This is a genomic window from Myxosarcina sp. GI1(2024), assembly GCF_053543375.1.
In genome coordinates this window covers 1-20,747 of record NZ_JBKGTY010000001.1, presented here as the reverse complement: position 1 = coordinate 20,747, position 20,747 = coordinate 1, and the positions used below count along the sequence as shown (strand labels likewise).

Annotated in this window: 19 protein-coding genes and 1 pseudogene; 11 read left to right on the top strand and 9 right to left on the bottom strand. The window is 41.9% G+C overall.

What is annotated here, in order from left to right; translation table 11 throughout:
• The first annotated feature begins 22 nt into the window (after positions 1 to 22).
• Entirely contained in the window at positions 23 to 1,276 is a 1,254-nt protein-coding gene (gene metK / locus ACLFKQ_RS00100) for a methionine adenosyltransferase (RefSeq protein WP_448997918.1), read from the top strand.
• A 172-nt stretch (positions 1,277 to 1,448) separates the two neighbouring features.
• Here the strand turns inward: metK and ACLFKQ_RS00095 are convergent, their stop codons facing one another.
• The 3 genes from ACLFKQ_RS00095 to ACLFKQ_RS00085 are packed head-to-tail and all read right to left on the bottom strand — an operon-like array spanning position 1,449 to position 2,897.
• Positions 1,449 to 2,015: a hypothetical protein gene (locus ACLFKQ_RS00095; protein ID WP_448997917.1), complete on the bottom strand. Its 567-nt coding sequence runs from the start codon at positions 2,013 to 2,015 to the stop codon at positions 1,449 to 1,451.
• A 19-nt stretch (positions 2,016 to 2,034) separates the two neighbouring features.
• Positions 2,035 to 2,436: a M48 family metalloprotease gene (locus ACLFKQ_RS00090; protein WP_448999415.1), complete on the bottom strand. Its 402-nt coding sequence runs from the start codon at positions 2,434 to 2,436 to the stop codon at positions 2,035 to 2,037.
• Between the two features lie 38 nt (positions 2,437 to 2,474).
• The gene (locus tag ACLFKQ_RS00085; protein WP_448997916.1) at positions 2,475 to 2,897 is read right to left on the bottom strand and encodes a hypothetical protein; all 423 of its coding nucleotides are present in this window, start codon (positions 2,895 to 2,897) and stop codon (positions 2,475 to 2,477) included.
• 366 nt (positions 2,898 to 3,263) lie between these two features.
• On the opposite strand from ACLFKQ_RS00085, the gene ACLFKQ_RS00080 reads away from it, so the two are divergent.
• The 3 genes from ACLFKQ_RS00080 to ACLFKQ_RS00070 all read left to right on the top strand — a co-directional run bounded on the left by ACLFKQ_RS00080 (position 3,264) and on the right by ACLFKQ_RS00070 (position 8,172).
• Positions 3,264 to 5,177: a fumarate reductase/succinate dehydrogenase flavoprotein subunit gene (locus ACLFKQ_RS00080; RefSeq protein WP_448997915.1), complete on the top strand. Its 1,914-nt coding sequence runs from the start codon at positions 3,264 to 3,266 to the stop codon at positions 5,175 to 5,177.
• Between the two features lie 305 nt (positions 5,178 to 5,482).
• Complete coding sequence (locus ACLFKQ_RS00075; RefSeq protein ID WP_448997914.1) at positions 5,483 to 5,923, top strand: thiol-disulfide oxidoreductase DCC family protein; 441 nt, start codon at positions 5,483 to 5,485, stop codon at positions 5,921 to 5,923.
• A gap of 212 nt (positions 5,924 to 6,135) precedes the next feature.
• Positions 6,136 to 8,172 carry an NAD(P)H-quinone oxidoreductase subunit 5 gene (locus ACLFKQ_RS00070; protein WP_448997913.1) on the top strand — a complete coding sequence of 679 codons (2,037 nt, stop codon included), beginning with the start codon at positions 6,136 to 6,138 and terminating at the stop codon, positions 8,170 to 8,172.
• A 114-nt stretch (positions 8,173 to 8,286) separates the two neighbouring features.
• Here the strand turns inward: ACLFKQ_RS00070 and ACLFKQ_RS00065 are convergent, their stop codons facing one another.
• Positions 8,287 to 8,940 (bottom strand): class I SAM-dependent methyltransferase, encoded by a 654-nt coding sequence (locus ACLFKQ_RS00065; protein ID WP_448997912.1) that lies wholly within the window; start codon positions 8,938 to 8,940, stop codon positions 8,287 to 8,289.
• 65 nt (positions 8,941 to 9,005) lie between these two features.
• Here ACLFKQ_RS00065 and ACLFKQ_RS00060 point away from each other — a divergent pair, with 65 nt between their 5' ends.
• Together ACLFKQ_RS00060 and ACLFKQ_RS00055 are read left to right on the top strand one after the other, a co-directional pair.
• On the top strand, positions 9,006 to 9,767 hold the full coding sequence (locus ACLFKQ_RS00060; RefSeq protein ID WP_448997911.1) for an MBL fold metallo-hydrolase: 762 nt from the start codon (positions 9,006 to 9,008) through the stop codon (positions 9,765 to 9,767).
• A gap of 54 nt (positions 9,768 to 9,821) precedes the next feature.
• The gene (locus ACLFKQ_RS00055) at positions 9,822 to 10,913 is read left to right on the top strand and encodes an AI-2E family transporter (RefSeq protein WP_448997910.1); all 1,092 of its coding nucleotides are present in this window, start codon (positions 9,822 to 9,824) and stop codon (positions 10,911 to 10,913) included.
• 24 nt (positions 10,914 to 10,937) lie between these two features.
• Here the strand turns inward: ACLFKQ_RS00055 and ACLFKQ_RS00050 are convergent, their stop codons facing one another.
• Positions 10,938 to 11,171, bottom strand: a complete 234-nt coding sequence (locus tag ACLFKQ_RS00050; RefSeq protein ID WP_448997909.1) for an AAA family ATPase — start codon at positions 11,169 to 11,171, stop codon at positions 10,938 to 10,940.
• A complete protein-coding gene (locus ACLFKQ_RS00045; RefSeq protein ID WP_448997908.1) occupies positions 11,147 to 11,413 on the bottom strand; it encodes a hypothetical protein in 267 nt (88 codons plus the stop codon). The genes ACLFKQ_RS00050 and ACLFKQ_RS00045 overlap by 25 nt, the downstream gene beginning before the upstream one ends.
• 265 nt (positions 11,414 to 11,678) lie before the next feature.
• Here ACLFKQ_RS00045 and ACLFKQ_RS00040 point away from each other — a divergent pair, with 265 nt between their 5' ends.
• Entirely contained in the window at positions 11,679 to 12,554 is an 876-nt protein-coding gene (locus tag ACLFKQ_RS00040) for an inositol monophosphatase family protein (protein ID WP_448997907.1), read from the top strand.
• Positions 12,555 to 12,690: 136 nt separating this feature from the next.
• Positions 12,691 to 13,470, top strand: coding sequence for an amino acid ABC transporter ATP-binding protein (locus ACLFKQ_RS00035; protein WP_448997906.1), 780 nt, complete (start codon positions 12,691 to 12,693; stop codon positions 13,468 to 13,470).
• A 92-nt stretch (positions 13,471 to 13,562) separates the two neighbouring features.
• Here ACLFKQ_RS00035 and moaA read toward each other — a convergent pair whose 3' ends face one another.
• Complete coding sequence (moaA, locus tag ACLFKQ_RS00030) at positions 13,563 to 14,555, bottom strand: GTP 3',8-cyclase MoaA (RefSeq protein WP_448997905.1); 993 nt, start codon at positions 14,553 to 14,555, stop codon at positions 13,563 to 13,565.
• A gap of 374 nt (positions 14,556 to 14,929) precedes the next feature.
• Here moaA and cbiD point away from each other — a divergent pair, with 374 nt between their 5' ends.
• Together cbiD and guaA are read left to right on the top strand one after the other, a co-directional pair.
• On the top strand, positions 14,930 to 16,030 hold the full coding sequence (gene cbiD, locus ACLFKQ_RS00025) for a cobalt-precorrin-5B (C(1))-methyltransferase CbiD (RefSeq protein WP_448997904.1): 1,101 nt from the start codon (positions 14,930 to 14,932) through the stop codon (positions 16,028 to 16,030).
• A 156-nt stretch (positions 16,031 to 16,186) separates the two neighbouring features.
• A complete protein-coding gene (guaA, locus tag ACLFKQ_RS00020) occupies positions 16,187 to 17,815 on the top strand; it encodes a glutamine-hydrolyzing GMP synthase (protein ID WP_448997903.1) in 1,629 nt (542 codons plus the stop codon).
• Positions 17,816 to 17,983: 168 nt separating this feature from the next.
• On the opposite strand, the gene ACLFKQ_RS00015 is transcribed toward guaA, so the two are convergent.
• Both ACLFKQ_RS00015 and ACLFKQ_RS00010 read right to left on the bottom strand, forming a co-directional pair.
• Complete coding sequence (locus tag ACLFKQ_RS00015; RefSeq protein ID WP_448997902.1) at positions 17,984 to 18,694, bottom strand: IS6 family transposase; 711 nt, start codon at positions 18,692 to 18,694, stop codon at positions 17,984 to 17,986.
• Between the two features lie 67 nt (positions 18,695 to 18,761).
• Positions 18,762 to 19,690, bottom strand: a pseudogene (locus ACLFKQ_RS00010) (IS701 family transposase); the annotation flags it as partial.
• Between the two features lie 28 nt (positions 19,691 to 19,718).
• Here ACLFKQ_RS00010 and ACLFKQ_RS00005 point away from each other — a divergent pair.
• Positions 19,719 to 20,678 carry a hypothetical protein gene (locus tag ACLFKQ_RS00005; RefSeq protein ID WP_448997901.1) on the top strand — a complete coding sequence of 320 codons (960 nt, stop codon included), beginning with the start codon at positions 19,719 to 19,721 and terminating at the stop codon, positions 20,676 to 20,678.
• Positions 20,679 to 20,747 lie beyond the last annotated feature (69 nt).

Sequence of the window (20,747 nt, the reverse complement as noted above, 5' to 3'; positions counted from 1 at the left end):
GTTTATCGAGGGCTAACTACCATTGTCTCGTCGTTATTTATTTACCTCCGAATCTGTTACCGAAGGACATCCAGATAAAATCTGCGATCAAATCTCCGACGCTATTATCGATGAACTGTTGACTCAAGACCCTCTCAGCCGGGTTGCCGCCGAAGTAGTAGTCAATACAGGCTTAGTTTTATTGACTGGAGAAATTACTACTAAAGCCCAAGTCAACTATGTCGATTTAGTTAGAAAGAAAATTGCCGAAATTGGCTATGTTCATGCTGAAAATGGCTTTTCAGCCGATAGTTGTGCGGTTTTAGTAGCCTTAGACCAACAATCTTCAGATATTGCCCAAGGTGTAACCGCAGCACAAGAACAGAGAGCCAAACTCAGTGATGACGAGCTAGACGAAATTGGTGCCGGAGATCAGGGCATTATGTTTGGTTTTGCCTGTAACGAAACTCCAGAACTAATGCCAATGCCCATTAGTTTGGCACATCGTATGTCTCGACGTTTGGCTGCGGTAAGAAAACAAGCGGAACTGAGTTATCTACGTCCCGATGGTAAAACTCAAGTTTCCGTGCGCTATGAAGATGGTATACCAGTAGGTATCGATACTATTTTAATTTCCACCCAGCATACTGAAACTATCGATAATTTGAGCGACAATGACGCAGTACAAAAAAAAATTAAAGGAGATCTCTGGGAAACAGTCGTTTTACCAGTTTTTGGCGATTTTGAGATTAAACCGGATGAAAATACTCGTTTTTTAGTCAATCCTACGGGTAAATTCGTAATTGGCGGACCTCAGGGAGATTCGGGTTTGACGGGTAGAAAAATTATTATCGATACCTATGGAGGCTATTCTCGTCATGGCGGTGGAGCTTTTTCTGGAAAAGATCCTACAAAAGTAGACCGTAGTGCCTCTTATGCCTGTCGTTATGTAGCCAGTAACATTGTAGCTGCCGGTTTGGCAGATAAGTGCGAGGTACAGGTTAGTTATGCCATTGGAGTAGCTAGACCGACGAGCATCTTGGTCGAAACTTTTGGTACTGCCAAAATAGAAGAAGAGAAATTATTCCAGATAGTTCAAGAACATTTTGAGTTACGACCGGCGGGAATTATTCAAACTCTCAATCTACGAAATTTACCTAAAGAAAGAGGCGGTCGTTTTTATCAAGACGTTGCGGCGTACGGTCATTTTGGCAGAATCGATTTAGATTTGCCTTGGGAAAAAAACAACAAAGCCGCTCGATTAAAAGAGTATTTGTTGTCAGGTAGTGTAGTCTAAAGTTTTTGGCTCGTTGTTAGCACTTCAAGTTAATTTCTTATTTTACAAAGGTGTTTCCTATCGCTCGCGAGAACGCCTTTTTTATTTTGGCGCTCAAAATCTCTAATCGCTTTTTTGTTACTGACATGCCGCATATCACTGCGGCATGTCAAATAATTCTAATTGATTTTAATTAAACAACTCCCATTCCAGTGGTAGAGTCAGTTATGGGTGCAGCATAAACTCCCCAATCGCGGACCTGTCGTTTTTGCAAAACTGCTCGTGCACCATCAATTTCAGCTTCCGTTCCTTCAAGTAGAACTAAATAAAATCCTTTGGAGACAGAATTATCGTAGTATTTAGCTTGCTTTTCGGGAATTCCCCAACCGAGTAACGCTCCGACTAAACCGCCACCCCCAGCACCAATACTGCTGCCTAAAAGAGTGTGAGCTAAAACTATACCTAATTCTGCTGCCGCACCCACGCCTGGAAGCGCCAGTACTCCTAAGCCTCCAATTAGCCCCATAAGTCCTCCTGTGGCCGCGCCCGTGGCAACCCCTACTTTAGCTGCACCTTTGGCTTGTTGGCTAGGGGGTTTGACTTCTGCGCCGCTAAGGTTTTCTTTTGGTTCGAGATTGCGAGCAATTACCGAAATCTTGTCCATGTTAAAACCCACATCTCTTAATTCTCTCAAGGCAGTTTCGGCATTGCTTCTGGTGGCAAATGTTCCGATAGCGCGTTTGAGTTTATTGGTATTCATCTGATTAAAAATTTATCTATCAAAGTAAAGAAAGTAGGTTATTTCTGTAGGCTGCTTCGTTTTGACCCTTATTAGAATTAACTCCAGCAGATTCTATTTCTTCAGTAAGAGCTTGGATGCGATTGGTATTTGTAGGATGAGTACGCAAAAATTCAGGTTGACCATTTGCTTCTAACTGTTGAAGAAAATTGACAAAAGCTACAGGAGAATAGCCAGCCTGTTGTAAAATTTCCAAACCAACGCGGTCGGCTTCATATTCAAATTCGCGACTTTGAGGTAAATCCAAAGCTAGTTGATAACCAATTTGAGCCAAGGTACTAGTACTTACGCCAACAGTTTCGGCAATTCCTTGAGCGAGTACGGCTTGCTTTAAATCTTTAATATTATGTCTTTGATTGATGTGAGCGATAACTGATGCCAGCTGTGCTCGATTGTCTGCTTGTCTAAGTAATCCTGTAGTTACATAAACATAACCGCATCGCTAACTACAACTTGAAAAGTGTAGGGAATATCGCGACTATCGCTACTGGCAACTAATTCTTGTCCGATATTGTCTACATATTCTTGAACTCGAGCGTTACTGTAGAGTTGATACTGTCGATCTAACAGCTTTTGATTTATTTGCCTGCCAATTGCAACCTCTTCCTCATTAGAAATATTTGCTACTTGCACGTAGCGGACAGCATTTCTAAACAAATCGAGAAAATCTAAACTAATGACCTCACCAGAAAGAATGCGATCGCTCCGTTTTTCTCTTATTATAGAAGTAGCATTCGCTTCTAAAGGGAATACCAAACTAAAAATTCCCAAAAAAATTAATGGAGTTTGATAGAGTTTATTGTAGATTTTAGTAAAATATTTACGTGTTCGATCGCCAAACATATAATGTATTTATTAAGCGCTATTAGTCTATAAGATAAATTTAATTGAAGAGTAATTTATTTTCTTCTTACTTAGGAAATAAATTGAACAATTAAGCAAGATATTCATTAGTTGTAATACTATCTCTAGCTGGATGCGAAAGAAGTTCGATACCTATTTAAACTCGAGCTGAACGATGACAAAAATTATCTAAATCATGAATGAGGAACGAGGGATCGTAAATAATTTTCTTGTTCTTGGCTGAATAATTATGAATAATTAAAAAAAAAATGCTGCGAGCTTTATAGCGAGCGCTTTTTATTTAGTTTAAAATTAACTACGTAAGATAGTTGAATGAACTTCTGATACGCGATCGCCACTCAATCAATGAAACTCGACTCGAAAGTTCCCCCAGGCAAACTACAGGAAAAGTGGGATAACTACAAAGACCACTGCAAGTTAGTCAGTCCTGCCAATAAAAAAAAGCACGATATCTTGATTGTGGGAACTGGTTTAGCGGGGGCATCAGCGGCGGCAACTCTAGCAGAATTGGGTTACAACGTCAAAAGCTTTTGCATTCAAGATTCTCCCCGTCGCGCTCACAGCATTGCTGCTCAAGGAGGAATTAATGCGGCTAAAAACTATCCTAACGATGGCGATACGGTTTGGCGGTTGTTTTACGACACGATTAAAGGCGGCGACTATCGTTCCCGAGAAGCCAATGTCTACCGCCTAGCACAGATTAGTAATCAGATTATCGACCAGTGTGTAGCTCAGGGCGTACCATTTGCCAGAGAGTATGGCGGTTTACTTGCCAATCGTTCTTTTGGTGGAGCACAGGTATCTAGGACTTTTTATGCCAGAGGACAGACAGGACAGCAATTACTATTGGGTGCCTATAGTGCCATGTCTCGTCAAATTGCCGCAGGTAAAATTCAGATGTTTCCCCGTCGAGAAATGCTCGATTTGGTCTTAGTTGCAGGCAAAGCCAGAGGAATTATCGTTCGTAACTTGGTAACAGGAGCAATAGAAAGATACGTCGGCGATGCCGTACTACTCTGTACTGGCGGCTATAGCAATGTATTCTATCTTTCTACTAATGCCAGAAATTCTAACGTTACGGCGGCTTGGCGGTGTTTCAAACGAGGCGCGCTCTTTGCCAATCCTTGCTATACTCAAATTCATCCTACTTGTATTCCCGTAGCGGCCGATTATCAGTCCAAATTAACCTTAATGAGTGAAGGTTTACGCAATGATGGACGGGTGTGGGTGCCCAAAAAGCCAGGAGATAAACGCCACCCTCACGATATTCCCGAATTAGAACGAGACTACTATCTAGAAACTAGATATCCTAGTTTTGGCAACCTCGTACCCCGCGATGTAGCTTCTCGCAATGCCAAACAGGTAACTGACGAAGGTCGAGGAGTTGGTAACACGGGATTAGCCGTCTACCTCGATTTTCGTGATGCTATAGAGAAACAGGGTAAACAAACCATAAGCGATCGCTATGGCAATCTCTTTCAGATGTATCAGCGCATCACCAACGAAAATCCCTACCAAGTTCCAATGCGGATTTTTCCTGCGGTTCACTATATTATGGGTGGCTTGTGGGTAGACTACAACCTGATGAGTACGATTCCTGGCTTACACGTTTTGGGGGAAGCTAATTTTTCCGATCACGGTGCTAATCGTCTGGGGGCTAGTGCTTTGATGCAGGGTTTAGCCGATGGCTATTTTGTCATTCCCTACACTTTAGGTAATTATTTGGCAACGACAGATTTAGCTCCCGTAGACACTAACGATGCTGCTTTTGAAGAAGCAGAAGCTACTGTCAATAACAAAATAGCCAAGTTAATTGGCATTCAAGGCAAAAAAACCTCCACCGAGTTTCATCGCCAGTTAGGAAAAATTCTCTGGGATTATGTCGGAATGTCTCGTAATCGAGCGGGATTGAAATATGCGATCGCCAAAATCGCCGAACTCAGACAGGAATTTTGGCAAAATGTCAAAATCCCTAGCAATCCCCACACTCTCAACAAAAACTTAGAATTTGCCGGTAGAGTCGCCGACTTTCTCGAACTGGGAGAATTAATGGCACGAGACGCATTGAGTCGGGAAGAATCCTGCGGCGCACATTTCCGAGAAGAATATCAAACTCCAGAAGGAGAAGCCAAACGCAACGATGAAGATTTTGTCTATGTTAGTGCTTGGCAATATACGGCTGACGAACAAACCCCCGTCATGAATAAGGAGCAGTTAGAGTTTGATAGCGTGCAGTTAACCCAGCGCAGTTATAAATAAAATAGTCTCTTAAAATATAAAATAGTCTCTTAAAATAGTCTCTTCTAGACTGGTTATAGCAAAAGGATAGTTTAAATATAGTTAATGCTAATGATGTGCTGAGAAATATAATGTTCGGGGATTTTTCCAGATAATTGATGGTAATAAGCGAGATGAATAGCCATTCCAACCTGCTTCATAGCTAGATTAAGAGAGGAGCGCGATCTAGTATCTGCGACATTGCTCCTTTTTTAAACTGATTAACTATTATAGGCTTTGCGGATGACATACCTTTAAGATGAATAAAAAAAGCAAATTAACTCGGCATGAAATATCACGTAATTTACGACGGCAAGTGCAATCTTTGTAGCACTTTCGCTCAATTATTAGAAAAATACGATCGCGGCAAAATCTTTGACTACGTGCCGATGCAGGATAAAGATACACTGGCTCAGTTTAATATTACTCCCGAAGCTTGTGAGGCGGGAATAATTTTGATCGATGGCGATCGCCCCGAACGAAGGTGGCAGGGTAGTGCAGCCGCTGAAGAAATCGCTCGTCTATTGCCTTTGGGAGATGCTTTTGTCGCCGTCTACCGAGCGATACCAGGAATGAAATGGTTTGGAGATCTCAGTTACGAACAAATCAGAGACAACCGCTATAGTTGGTTTGGCAAACGAGAAACCACCTACAAAACAGCCTATCCTTTTGGTTGTGGACGAGCTAAGGAAGAACAAGCAAGTAGCAGAGGAGAACTAGGAGACTAGGAGAACAATTATTAACTTTTCCTGCTTACTTTCGAGTTTTTCGATCTTGACCTACTCAATCGGTCGCTGGATGTAAAACCAGCGCTGCGATTGAGCATTGCTCAAATGTAATCTATACATATATTGACTACATCTTTATGTAAATGTTTGTGTCAAAATGATTAGCGTCGAGCATTAAATGCAGTGAAGCAATTAATAACATAGAGTGAAATATGGAACCCCTTTATCAATATGCTTGGCTGATTCCCGTTTTGCCCTTGCTGGGTGCAATGTTAGTGGGAATTGGACTAATTTCTTTTGGTAAGGCAACGAGTAATCTCCGTCAGATCGTTGCCGTTTTTATCGTCTCTGTTCTCGGTGCCTCAATGGTGCTGTCCTTTGGTCTCCTCTGGAGTCAGATTCACGGACACGAAGTCTATACTCGTACGATTGAATGGGCAGCTGCAGGGGACTTTCACCTGTCAATGGGCTACACTATCGACCATTTAACTACTGTAATGCTAGCGATCGTTACTACCGTAGCTTTTTTGGTGATGATTTATACCGATGGTTACATGGCGCACGATCCTGGTTATGTGAGATTCTACGGCTATTTAAGCATTTTTAGTTCTTCGATGTTGGGGCTAGTAATCAGTCCCAATCTCGTACAAATATATATCTTTTGGGAATTGGTAGGGATGTGTTCCTACCTGTTAATCGGCTTTTGGTACGATCGCCAAGCTGCCGCCGATGCCTGTCAAAAAGCTTTTGTAACTAACCGCGTCGGTGACTTTGGTCTGTTACTGGGGATCCTCGGTTTATATTGGGCGACTGGCAGTTTTGAATTTGAGGTTATGGGCGATCGCCTCAGCGAACTAGTTAATTCTGGGGCTTTGAGTGCTGGTTTGGCCACCTTATTTGCCATTTTGGTCTTTTTGGGTCCCGTCGCTAAATCGGCGCAGTTTCCCCTCCACGTCTGGCTACCAGATGCTATGGAAGGTCCTACACCGATTTCGGCATTAATTCACGCGGCGACAATGGTAGCGGCTGGCGTATTTTTGATTGCGCGGATGTATCCCGTATTCGAACACGTTCCTCTAGCGATGACCACCATTGCCTGGACGGGGGCGTTTACCGCTTTCTTGGGTGCCAGTATTGCCATGACCCAAAACGATATTAAAAAAGGACTGGCTTATTCAACCATTTCCCAGCTAGGCTACATGGTAATGGCAATGGGTATTGGTTCCTATACGGCGGGTCTATTCCACCTGATGACTCACGCTTATTTTAAAGCGATGCTGTTTCTCTGTTCGGGTTCAGTAATTCACGGTATGGAAGAAGTCGTCGGTCATAACCCCGACTTGGCGCAAGATATGCGCATGATGGGGGGCTTGCGCAAGTATATGCCTATTACTGCAGGGACTTTCTTTGTCGGCAATTTGGCAATTTGTGGTATTCCTCCTTTTGCCGGTTTTTGGTCGAAAGATGAAATACTCGGACAGGCATTTGAAGCCAACCCAGCTTTATGGTTTATCGGTTGGGCAACTGCTGGTTTGACTGCCTTTTATATGTTTCGGATGTATTTTATGACCTTTGAAGGAAAATTCCGCGGCAATGATAGCGGCATTCGTCAGAAGTTGTTAACTGAATCTGGAGTTGCTTTCGGTCCTGGGGCAATGGACGTAGAAGAAGGGGAACATCACGGACATAGCGAAACTCCTCACGAGTCACCGTTAACTATGTCGCTGCCACTATTGATTTTAGCCGTACCTTCTACTGCAATTGGTTTTCTGGGTCGTCCTTGGGAAAATTATTTTGAAGAGTTTGTCTTTGCCCCAGGCGAAACCGTAACTCAAGCAATTGAAATGGCGACACATTTCGATCGCACTGAGTTTCTAATTATGGCAGGTAACTCGGTGGGAATTGCCTTAATTGGCATCACTATCGCCTCTTTGATGTATTTACAGAAAAAAATCGATCCTGCAGCGGTCGCCAAACGCATTCCTACTCTTTACAAACTGTCTCTCAACAAGTGGTACTTTGACGATATTTACCACCAGGTGTTTGTCTTAGGCTGTCGCCGTTTGGCAAGACAAATCATGGAAGTAGACTATCGCGTCGTCGATGGGGCAGTCAATCTGACTGGATTGGTTACCGTTCTCAGTGGTGAAGGCTTGAAATACTTTGAAAACGGACGGGCTCAATTTTATGCTTTGATTATCTTTGCAGCGGTGTTGGGTTTTGTCATCGTTTTTGGAGTCGCTTCTTAAAGCTTACCTATTGCCATTCACCCTTACACTATGTTTATAGCGATCGCCTCATTTCGTTGACTGATTGGCGATCGCTTTTTAGTACGTTTTCGTTTCCTCGATAACCATTGGCTTCTATCTGGTATAGACGATACGAAACCGTCTAACCTGATAGTCACCGCATTCTTCAAAACTAACTTCTTGCAAACCCACTTCCTGAAAGTAAGCTAGTTCGGCTTTGGTTAGGGGATAGGGTAATCGCTCTGCTGGTTCGTCAATTTCTCTACCACGACAAATCACTAGTAATTGACCGCCTGGAGCCAGAAAACCGGCAATCTTGGCGATCGCTTGAATTCTAATCTCCGCAGGTAAGGCCTGAATCGTGTATGATTCGAGGACGAAATCGAATCTACTACCTACTAAAGTCTGGGGCTGCAACAAGTTATCTACCAGATAGGTTACCGAGGAGTCAGGAAAGCGTTGTTTACACCAGGCGATCGCGCTAGAAGAAATATCAAATGCTACTACTTTAAAGCCCACACTGGCTAGAGCTTCAGCATCGTCTCCCAAACCGCAACCAATTACTAAAGCCGTTTTTCCTTCTCCTCGAACCTGGTTATCCGTCAGCCAGCCTGCTAAATAGGGATTTACGGTCGATTTTGCCCAGGGGATTGCTTCCACATCGCCCTCAGCTCGAGAATATAGTTCTTCAAACCAGCCCGTTGCATCTTGACGAGCGTAATATTTTTGAGCCAACTCTTGGACTCTACCGATATGACGATCGCTCATAATTTCGATTTCTTAAAATATATTTACAATAAAAATAGTAATCGTAATTTTATTTAATAGACTCGATGCAGCTTACTCATTTTGACAGCAACACTTGGCTAATCGAACATGATGAAACCAGGATACTGCTCGATCCCTGGTTTGTAGGAGATTTAGTGTTTAGCAATCAGGCTTGGTTATTTCGAGGCAAAAAAAATAAAGCCTATACCATCCCCGAAAATATCGATCTAATTCTGCTGTCACAAGGATTGGAAGACCACGCCCATCCGCCTACCCTAAAAAAACTCGATCGCAACCTTCCCGTAGTTGCTTCTCCCAATGCCGCTAAAGTAGTTAAAGAACTCGGTTACCACAACGTGACTACTTTAGAGCACAGACAAAGTTTTACTTGGCAAGACAAAATCGAAATTCAAGCCGTACCTGGCTCTCCCATCGGTCCGTCTCTGATAGAAAACGGCTATATTATTAAAGGATTGAAATCTGGTAAAAATATTTACTACGAACCCCACGGACACCACGACGATTCCCTTTCAGAAATCACTCCCATCGATGTAATTATCACGCCGTTTATCAGTTTGAAGTTACCCTTAATTGGTGCGGTGATTAGAGGTCAAGAGACAGCTTTAAAAGTTTGCCAGCGATTGAAACCTCAAGTAATTTTGTCTACCGCAGCAGGAGGCGATCTCGAATTTGAGGGTTTTATACCGGCTATCTTGCATGCTGAAGGTAGCGAAGCAGAAATTAATCAAATGCTGCAACAAAATAATCTCAATACCAAGGCAATAAATTTAAAATCGGGAGAAAATATCGAACTATCTTTGGTTTAGAGTAATATCAAATTCGGAAAAACTTTTCGCGATCGCTGGTTGAGCGCATCTTGTATGTCCAATAAACGTAACAATCTTTCTCTGGCTAACACTCTGCTGGTTGCGGCGGTTATTTTGTTGGTAATTCTGCTCTGGCAGTTAAGAAGTTTGATCGTGGTATTGATGATTTCGGTAGTAATAGCTGCCACTCTCGCTCCTAGCGTCAATCTGGTCAATCGCTTTGTGCCTCGCTGGTTGGCGGTATTGCTAGTATATCTGGGATTGATCGCCACGCTGACGGGATTTGGGCTAATCGTCGGACCGACCGTCGCCAAACAAATTCAACGTTTGATTGGAAAATTTCCGCTTTATTTAGAAACCTTGCGATCGCTACTCGATAGTTTGGCGATGCGCTTCGGCATGAGCGAACCAGGTACACCTAGTATCATCAGTCAAATGCTAGACGTTCAGGGATTGACTGCCTGGGTAATTCGTTCTAGTCAACAGTTAGTAGTTCGTTCTTATGGAGTTACCAGAGGCATTATCGGCAGCGTTTTTAGTCTGGTGTTAGCCTTGTTACTCTCTGCCTATATGTTATCTGGCGCCAAACAGTTGTTAGACGATATTTTCAATCTTTTTCCCTACCCGTGGAATCAAAAATTGGCAGACCAAATTAAGCCAGTAGGTCAAAGAATGGGAGGTTACATTCAAGGGCGAATTTTAGTTTCGGCTATTTTGGGTACGGTAATTAGCATCAGTCTGAGATTTTTGGGATTATCGGAATTAGCCTTAGGTTTGGGGGTAATTGCTGGTTTTACCAATTTAATTCCCTTTTTTGGACCTATTTTAGGAGCGGTGCCTGCTTTAATCGTAGCGATCGCCCAAGGGGGTTTAACTTTTGTTTGGGTAATATTGCTCTTTATCATCGTGCAGAATTTGGAAACCTATGTACTCGATCCTCTGTTAGTTGGCAGTTCGGTCAAAGTTCCCCCTCTCTATCAATTACTCGCCGTTTTAGGAGGAGCACAGGTACTGGGTATTATTGGTGCTTTAATCGTTCCACCTTGGATTGCAGGCGGTGGGGTGTTGCTGGAAAATCTTTACGTTAAACCCAAGCTACTAGCAGAAGAACATCAGTTGCATTCTAAACCCTTGGATGTTGGTTGATGATTAGATCGTATTTTGTCAAAACTAGCGATCGCCCATCAAGAACTGGATGAATTTGAGCGAAGCCAAATCCGCCCACTGTAAATCATTGAGAAAAAGCACTAAAAGACGTTCGGCAGTGGCAAATAGGCGCATAAATTGGTTAAAAATCAGATTAAATCGATCTTGAGCGGCAGTAGGCTCTAACTCTTCAACGGGAGGCTGTTTGCCGACAATGGTTTCTAATTCGGGAATCACCTCAATAACTTCTGCTGCCATTGCTTGAGGTTTTCAGTGGTTTCGGTTTGAAGTTGACCGATCGGCCCCCCAAATATAGAGTCGCTCGGGAACATCAAGCGATGATCGTCAAATTTAAGTTCGATTGGACTTCTATCTCGATCTGGCAACAAGGCGATCGTAACTGCCTGACGATCTCGAATACGCTCGCCTCGATAAATAGTAATCTTAATTCCTTCGGAGATTTTTTCTAAATTTTTATACCCTTTGAGTGAGATCGACATCGAAGTCTTAACTATTTAGCTCGTAGAAAAAATTGAGGGGATCGAGTATTAGCTGTAAGAATATTCAACCGCTCGCTAGCCGTTTACATTGCACGAAATAGCAGTAGTTGTATAGTACAACAAAGCTCACTTATAGAAGCCACCATTTCAATTTGTCTCATAAATTTTTAAAACCTTTGGAAATTTTAGCCAAAGTCATTTTACACTACCTGGGAAGCTAGATAAGATTGGCTCATCTCGTAAATTTTTGTTTGAATAATAAATCATGGTCTCTCAGCCAACACCCCGTCAAATTCTTCGCACTTTGTTACCCTATCTGCGAGTAGCTGCTGCCTATGCAGACTGTATTCAAAGTAAAATTGCCGCACTTCCCGCTAAAGATGAAGGGGATAATTTTTTTGCTACGGCGTTAACCGATGCCGACCTCTCGATCCAAACCTTAGTAGAAGTCGCGCTGTTGGGTGCTTTTCCCCATATTCGCTTTCACGGCGAAGAATACGAACAGTCGCGAAATACTAAGTATTTTCGCGCTATAGATTTAGGCGAACCAGACGATTATTTAATTACTCTCGATCCGATCGACGGTACTAAATTCTATCTCGACGGACACGATAACTATCAAATTATTCTTGCTATTCTCAATGCAGACGAGTTTGAAGCGGTAATAGCTATTTCTCCCGCTGCTAATACCTATTACTACGCATTTCGAGGAGAAGGAGCTTATCAAGGCACTTTAGATAAAGATTTAGAGACCTGTAGTCCCTTGAAAATTAGTAATTCCCAACCAAACATTTTATTAGGATGGGAAATGGGCGGTTTAAAAGCTAGTTTAAACGATAAATATCGCGTTATTGATGTCAGACAAGATTATTCAGCTAGCGATCGCATTCCCAATACTAATGGTATTTTTACCAGTAATGAAATAGCGGGTGTAATTATCAGGAGAGGTAAGTTTATTGATGGCGGCGCGTTAGCCTTTTTAGCTAAAGAAGCAGGGTGTATCGTTACTACTTTCGACGGCGGCGAATTGCCGGTTCTTTCTGCTTGCGAAGATCTCAGCTTGCCTGGATTGATCTTTGCTACTTCAACTGAAGTCCATCGAGATTTGGTTTCTGCCTGTAGAGGTTTAGTTAAAAAATAAACATCATTGGTCTGTGGTCTGTCGGTCGATATTAAGATAAAAATAAGTAAGCGATCGCTTTTCGAGGCATCGCTTTTCTCGAACCAAAACATGGTAGAGCAATAGTTGCTCGCTCTTATCTAATTAAACTCGATCCATGACCCAATCTCAAAATCAGATTAATCTACCACAACCAGAAACATCAGAATCGATAATTATCGCCCAAGATGTGGAAAAGTGGTATGACAATAACTTCCACGCTCTTAAAGGGGTAACCCTGAACGTAAAAAAACAAGAAGTGGTAGTGATTATGGGTCCTTCTGGTTCGGGCAAATCTACTTTTATTCGCACCTTTAATGCCCTCGAACCATACCAAAAAGGTAGGATTGAAATTGACGGGATCGAGCTTTCTCGCGATCTTAAAAATATCGAAGCCATTCGCCGAGAAGTAGGAATGGTGTTTCAACAGTTCAATCTGTTTCCCCATCTCACCGTTCTAAAAAACGTCACCCTCGCGCCAATTTGGGTACGCAGAAAATCGAAAAAGCAGGCTGAAGCAATTGCCATGCAACTACTGGAAAAAGTGGGCATTCTCGAACAAGCCCATAAATATCCCGGACAGCTATCGGGAGGGCAACAACAGCGTGTGGCGATCGCCCGTGCCCTAGCAATGCAGCCTAAAATCATGTTATTCGACGAACCCACATCGGCACTCGATCCCGAAATGGTCAGAGAGGTTTTAGACACCATGAGGAGTTTGGCAGAGTCGGGAATGACAATGGTGTGTGTAACTCACGAGGTGGGATTTGCCAGAGAAGTAGCCGATCGCTTGGTTTTTATGGATGATGGCACGATTGTCGAAATTGCTACTCCAGAGGAATTTTTTAATCACCCCAAAGAGGAACGAAGTAAACAGTTTTTATCCCAGATCTTGTAGTGGTCTGTAAATTAATTAATGATGGGTAATACTTCCCCCAGTCCCCTAGTGTCCTTGTCTCCCAGTGTACCTCAACCCCTCAAATAAAAAAATTAGCCGCCAATTTGGGACATAGTACGACTATAAATTCCTGTCTTAGTACCCGAATCTCTTTGTTTGAAGTTAACTTCTGGTTTGATTGCCAGTAGCTGTCGAACTCGTTGCTGCAATTCCCTCGCGCTCATTCCTTGACGCAACATAGTTTTAAGATCGATTTGACCCTGTTCGTTTAATAGACAGGGACGCAACCAACCATCGGCAGATAGCCGAATGCGATTGCAGCGATCGCAAAAACACTCAGACATCTGGGAAATAAAGCCAATGGTTCCTTTAGCACCGGGAATCTGAAACACGTCCGCCGGACCGTTACCGTTAACCCCTGATTCTACTAAACCCCACCGTTGCCGGATTAACTGCCGCAACTCCTCAGAAGCAATCCAGGCGCGATCGCCAAACAGTTCGGGATTGCCGATAGGCATAAACTCAATAAAACGAACGTGCCAATTGCGATCGAAGGTTAAAGCAGCCAGATCGAGAACTTCGCGATCGTTTAAACCAGGAATCACCACCACGTTTAACTTCAAGGGATCGAATCCTACCTGATGCGCTTTGAGAATTCCCTGCCAAGTTTGCTGCCAGCGACTGCGTCCCCGATTGCCGATAATTTTGTCAAAAGTTTGGGGATTCAACGAATCGAGACTAATATTAATTCGACTCAAACCAGCATCATGGAGTTCTCGTGCCAAATCGGCAAGCAAAAAGGCATTAGTAGTCATCGCCAGATCTTCGGTTTGTCGCTGTCGGGCAATATCCCTGACGAGATCGACAATTCCCGGACGCAATAAAGGTTCTCCTCCCGTCAGGCGAAACTTAGTAAAGCCTACGGGAATAAACACATCTTTGACTAATGTAGTTATTTCTCGATTTGTCAGTAATTCTCGACCGAGTATATATTCGAGTTTGGCACCTTCTGGCATACAATACTGGCAGCGAAAATTGCACTTATCGATGACGCTAATTCTCAAATAGTCAATTTTATTAGTCATTTATTCCCTCTGACTGGCTATCTCCAATAGTTTTTTAAAATATTAAAGTAATATACTTCTCGCACCAATCACGATCGACTATTTCGATCGCCGGGAACAGTAAAAAGGTTTTGTAGCTGATTCGTACGAGAAATCTAATCGGTATTTATTGAATAATATTTTTCCAAATAATGTAGCGCTCGCCTGTAATAATTTGCAGTTTGTCGAAGATTAGGTTGCAGCAATTAATTATATGTAGAGTCGAGACAATCATAGTGAGGTGTTTTGGTTTAATTTAATTCTAGTAGATCTCGATTTACTCAACAGAGCCTGGGGAAAAGTTTCCCTCGATTAAATCTAATTATTCTTGTGTTGAATCTAGGAAATCAAATAAATTGAAAGGATATACTCTACCTGTTTTTGCCTGTGCTTCGGCGGTCGCTGCTTTAAGACACCTCCATCGAGAAGCCGAACTAAAGTCGGTGATGGTCAATCTCATCAAACCCGCCCAGACAGTAACTATCGACATCGAACAAGTAGCTCAATTAAACCAAAGAGAAGCTCTTGCTATTACCCGTAGCGATCCTGGAGATCATTTAGATTTAACTCGCAATACACCCGTCTGGGCATTAGTGGCATTGAGTGTGGCAACTACTGCCGGAAAAATCGAAATTAAAGGAGGAGAAGGCATCGGTCGTCAGCTAAACGACTGCAATCGCGCCGCTATCTACAGTTACGCCAGAGAACTGATAATATCCAACCTTCAGCCTTTATTACATCCTCAAGAAAATCTTACCGTAACTATTATTTTGCCAGAAGGACGTAGACTAGCCCAGCGCACCTCCAATGAGGCTTTTGGGGTGGTTGAAGGATTATCTCTGTTAGGTACTACTGGTATCGTCCAGCCCCTAGTTGCCCCCAGTCAATTGGCAGCTTACCAGGCTGAATTGGAAGCCAAAGCACAATTATTCAAGCTTTTAGTATTTTGCATTGGCGAAAATGGTATGGATCTGGCACGACAAATGGGGATCGATTCCGAACGAATGGTAAAAACTGCTAATTGGTTGGGTTCGATGTTAGTCGCCGCGGCACTTTGTGGAGTTAAATCGATTGTTTTGTTTGGTTATCACGGCAAATTAATCAAACTAGCTGGCGGAATTTTTCACACTCACAATCATTTAGCCGATGGTAGGCTAGAAATTTTTACTACCCATTGCGCTTTACTCGGTATGCCCGTTGAAATTTTACGACAGGTATTTGCCTGCACCACTACCGAAGCAGCTCTATGTTTGTTGCGCAATTTAGATGCTAGAGATGGTAGTAACTGGGTAGAATTGTTATACGATGCGATCGCCTCTCAAATCGACACTCGCACTACAGCTTACATCAGTAAGTACAGCGAACGTAAATTAATTTTGGGTTCGGTGCTATTTGACCGCCAAAGAAAAATCGTTACCAAAAGCCCTAATGCGATCCATCTACTATCGAATTTATGATATTCTATTAAGAATACTTAATAAATTCATCAAAAAATCCATAAAGCCCCTAGCAATTATAACTCATAAATTTAAAGTTGAGTAGTTAAAGCCTAAAGTTTGTAAATTAGTGTAACTCATTCAACTGCTTAAACCAACAAAATTCTCTAGAGAATAGTGACTATTCAGACAAAACCAAGCCCTAAAAACTCAGAGACTCTATCTTCCAAGTCTCTAGCTAGTACTCTCAATCGCCAAAAAATTATTATCATTGACTTTGGCTCTCAATATTCCGAGCTAATTGCTCGTAGAATTCGCGAAACTCAGGTTTATTCAGAAGTAATATCATACCGAACTACAGCAGAACAGTTACGCCAACTCAATCCTCAAGGAATTATTCTTTCTGGAGGGCCTAATTCTGTCTACGATAAAAATGCACCTCAATGCGACCCGCAAATTTGGGAGCTAAATATTCCTGTTTTAGGGGTATGTTATGGAATGCAGCTGATGGTCAAACAGCTTGGAGGCACGGTAGAGCAGGTCAAGCTGGGAGAATACGGCAGAGCGCACCTAGAAATTGAAGACCCCACAGATCTATTAACTAATGTAGAAAATGGCTCGATTATGTGGATGAGTCATGGTGACTCCTGTACTGAGTTACCACCAGGATTTTCGGTTTTAGCTCGTACCCAAAATACTCCCTGCGCGGCAATTTCCAATCCCGAGCGCAAACTATTTGGGGTTCAGTTTCACCCCGAAGTAGTGCATTCTGAAGGCGGTATCGCTTTAATTCGTAACTTTGTCTATCATATTTGCGAATGCGAACCCACCTGGACGACAGAGGCTTTTGTCGAAGAAGCAATCCGTGAAATTAAAGCTAGAGTAGGAGACAAGAGAGTATTGCTGGCTCTGTCTGGAGGAGTAGATTCATCTACTTTGGCTTTTTTACTCCATCAAGCCATTGGCGATCGCTTGACCTGTATGTTTATCGATCAGGGATTTATGCGTAAAGGCGAACCCGAACGATTGATGCAAATTTTTAAAGAGCAGTTTCACATTCCCGTAGAATACGTTCAAGCCCGCGATCGCTTTCTCGAACAAATGAAAGGCGTGACCGATCCAGAACTGAAACGTCGTCGCATCGGACATGAATTTATCCGCGTATTCGAGGAAGAATCTCAAAGATTGGGACCATTTGACTATTTAGCCCAGGGAACCCTCTACCCCGACGTAATCGAATCTGCCGATACCAATGTCGATCCGAAAACTGGCGAAAGAGTCGCAGTAAAAATAAAAAGTCATCATAACGTAGGCGGCTTACCTAAAAACCTCCGTTTTAAATTAGTCGAACCCCTACGCAAGCTATTTAAAGATGAAGTGCGCAAAGTCGCTCGTTCGATTGGATTGCCAGAAGAAATCGTGCGCCGCCATCCTTTCCCGGGTCCTGGTTTGGCAATTCGGATTATTGGCGAAGTTACCGCCGAAAGACTCAATATTTTGCGCGATGCCGATTATGTAGTACGAGACGAAATTAGCAGACAAGGAGTCTATCACGATTTTTGGCAAGCGTTTGCCGTGTTGTTGCCAATTCGGAGTGTGGGCGTAATGGGAGATAAACGTACTTATGCTTACCCGATTGTCTTGCGCTTTATCACTAGCGAAGACGGTATGACTGCAGATTGGGCAAAAGTTCCCTACGAGATGTTAGAAACCATTTCCAATCGTATGGTCAACGAGGTTAAAGGGGTAAATAGAGTAGTTTATGACATAACCTCAAAACCACCGGGAACGATCGAGTGGGAATAAAATAAACAATCCACTTATAGAACCCATTTGAGATCTATCTAAGCAGCAGCTAATCTTTTGAGCATCAGTCTGACAAAACAAAGGTTAATCTTGGTGGTGGCATTCTCCAGAGTGGTTCTGTTGCAAAAAATCCGAACAGAGAGAATATACCTGTGATTAACTAATTTTTTAGACAGCGATCCCAAACAGAGAATAGACAAAATTTCTTTGTCCCAAGATGTCACCTTTAGCGATATTTTTTATTTGCCCTTTGCGAATCACATTCATGATTTCATACCCTTTTAATGTCCGCCATGCTGAGTGGAAATGTTGAAAGTATAATTTATACTTAGCCTGCTTTTTCGGAAATCTATGGTCTTGCTCGATGATATTATTAAGATATTTGTTCTGTCTCAATTCACACTCACTAGAGATAATTTCTTCCGTTTGAAGTTCTTCAACTGCTGCGGGATAAGCAGGATTTTGGTCTACGTTAATAACTCTTGGCTGCTTATTATGTCTCGATTTCAGGGCTTTCTTCAAGAATCTTTTAGCAGCTTGTTTATCTCTCCTGGCACTAAACATAAACTCTATGGTAATACCATTGCTGTCAACTGCTCTATATAGATATTTCCATTTTCCTTTGACCTTGAGATAAGTTTGATCTACTCGCCAAGAGTCATTAGTTGAGATGAGATGCTTTCTGGCTCTTCTTTCTATTTGTGGTGCATAAATCATCACCCATCGGTAAATCGTGGTGTGGTCTACAGATAGTCCTCGCTCTTGCATGATTTCTGCTAAATCACGATAACTCAAACCATAGCGGAGATACCACCTCACACAAAGTAAAATTATTTCTCCTTGAAAATGTTTCCACTTAAATGGTTGCTTTGAGTTCATCTGGTCTAGTAGTTATTTACGTTTGTTAAATACTACAAGTTTGTCTTAAGTTTTTGCAACATTACCCTATTTCTCCCTCAACATTTGTGAGTAAGTAGTCAATATCTTCAGCATCTTCAAAGATTGGTGCACTCATGACGATAGCTATTTTTCTGATTCCTTCTAGCCTTGATATTTCTGCTTCTATTATTGCTACCCAGACGGTTCTAGGTTTTTCACCCTGGATTTGAATCTCCTTAAATTCCTCATCAGATAACCATTGAGCATATTCATCTACTCTGATTTTTTCTAATTGATTTGATGGAGTTTTAACCAAAATATTACGATTTTTAGCGATTCCTCCTATATACTTTAATTTCTTTTTTTCCAGTTCGAGTAAAACAGTTGTGTTGTTACCATAGGACGAATCTATTAATACTAGTCCTGGTCGATATCCCCTCTTCAAACTTTTATCGATTAATTCTAAGGCTAAGGTGGGTTTTTTCTTGAATTCTCTGTCTTTCTTTCCTTCGGGCAACGAATTACCATGTTGATATAGTTCTATGTCTAAAGGTAAGCTTTTTTGGCCATCATATAGATGAGTTGTTACTACAACATTGCCATTATCTGTTTTCCCAATTTCCCCAATATATTGACGACCTACTGCTGCGGTAAAGTTACCACTTTTTCTATGCCCAGAGTCATCAACAATTAGACTAAATCCCTTACTGATTCTCGTTTGATTACACTTGTTCATCACTTCTAAGCGACGTTCATTTATCTTGTTCGCTGACCAAGTTGCTTCAGTTAAGAAATGGTGTAATTTGTGGTATGTGACCTCTACTGCGTCTTTAGCCATTTGAGATACATTTTTTCGCTCACTTTCCCCTAATAATCCTCCTAAATAATGTCTGAATTCCCTTTTTTGCGCTTTAGTTCTCAGTAAATCATCAAACTTTTGACACCATCTCATCTATCGAAACAGGGAGGCATGGCTGCGGGAGTAGTTTCTTTCATAAAGTAAGTGCGATCGGGCTTTAGAATAATGTTAAAGTTAATCAGCAAAGGTATTCTATCTTATTTTGTCTGTTTAAATTGTTTAAGTACCGTTAAATCAGCGATAGAACAGATTGGGGTAGGTAAATATCTATGGCTATTCAAAGAGCATATACTAAACCTCTTTCCACAGGAACAACCTAAATACCTTGAGGAAGTTTCTCAAGAAGAAGACGAAATTGAGTATATAGATGATAGCAACCCAAACTATAAATTTATTGAGGAGCTACAAAAAGAAGACCCCGACAATATAGCTGTATTTCATAGTGAAGAATATCTTGAAGAAAAAGAGCATAAAGTATTCAATCCACCACAACCAGATATACCCCACACGCCAGAAATAGATAAAGAACAACATCTAGTAAAATTAGCAGACAATGTAGTCTATGACCGAGACACAGACTGTATTCACATTGGATTTAAAATCCCTTCAGATGGCTACGACTGGAGGGATGAGCTTTGCTACAAACAAGGGCTATCAACTAAATCTTGGTTCGAGGAAGCCGAATATTTAAAGGACTATCCTAAAGAGTTAATTATTGAGGGCATTACCCTACAACTAGCTAGAGAACTAGTAGAAGTCCACGACTTTACCAAACCTCCCGCGAAGCAACCAATAAAGGTTAGGGAGGAGTTGTACGAAAAACCTCATTACCCAGACCCCAAAATACCTATTAAGCTAGCAGATTATAAGGAAGGGATGACCCCTGTAAATAAGGTAGAGATTAGTCCTGAGATAATTTATATTCCAGTAGATAAGACAGCGTTTGTAGCCTTTAGTGCAAAACAAAGAGCTTATGACTATGGGAATTATCTGACCAAAATCCTAGACATAGCAGAAAAAGCTACCTTTACTCATAAACCCCAAGTAGTCTCGAATAGTAAATACGAACTAAAGCTAGAGGGTATTGAATTAGCGGTACTTAAACAATTTAAACAGACAAAATAAGATAGAATACCTTTACTGATTAACTTTAACATTATTCTAAAGCCCGATCGCACTTACTTTATGAAAGAA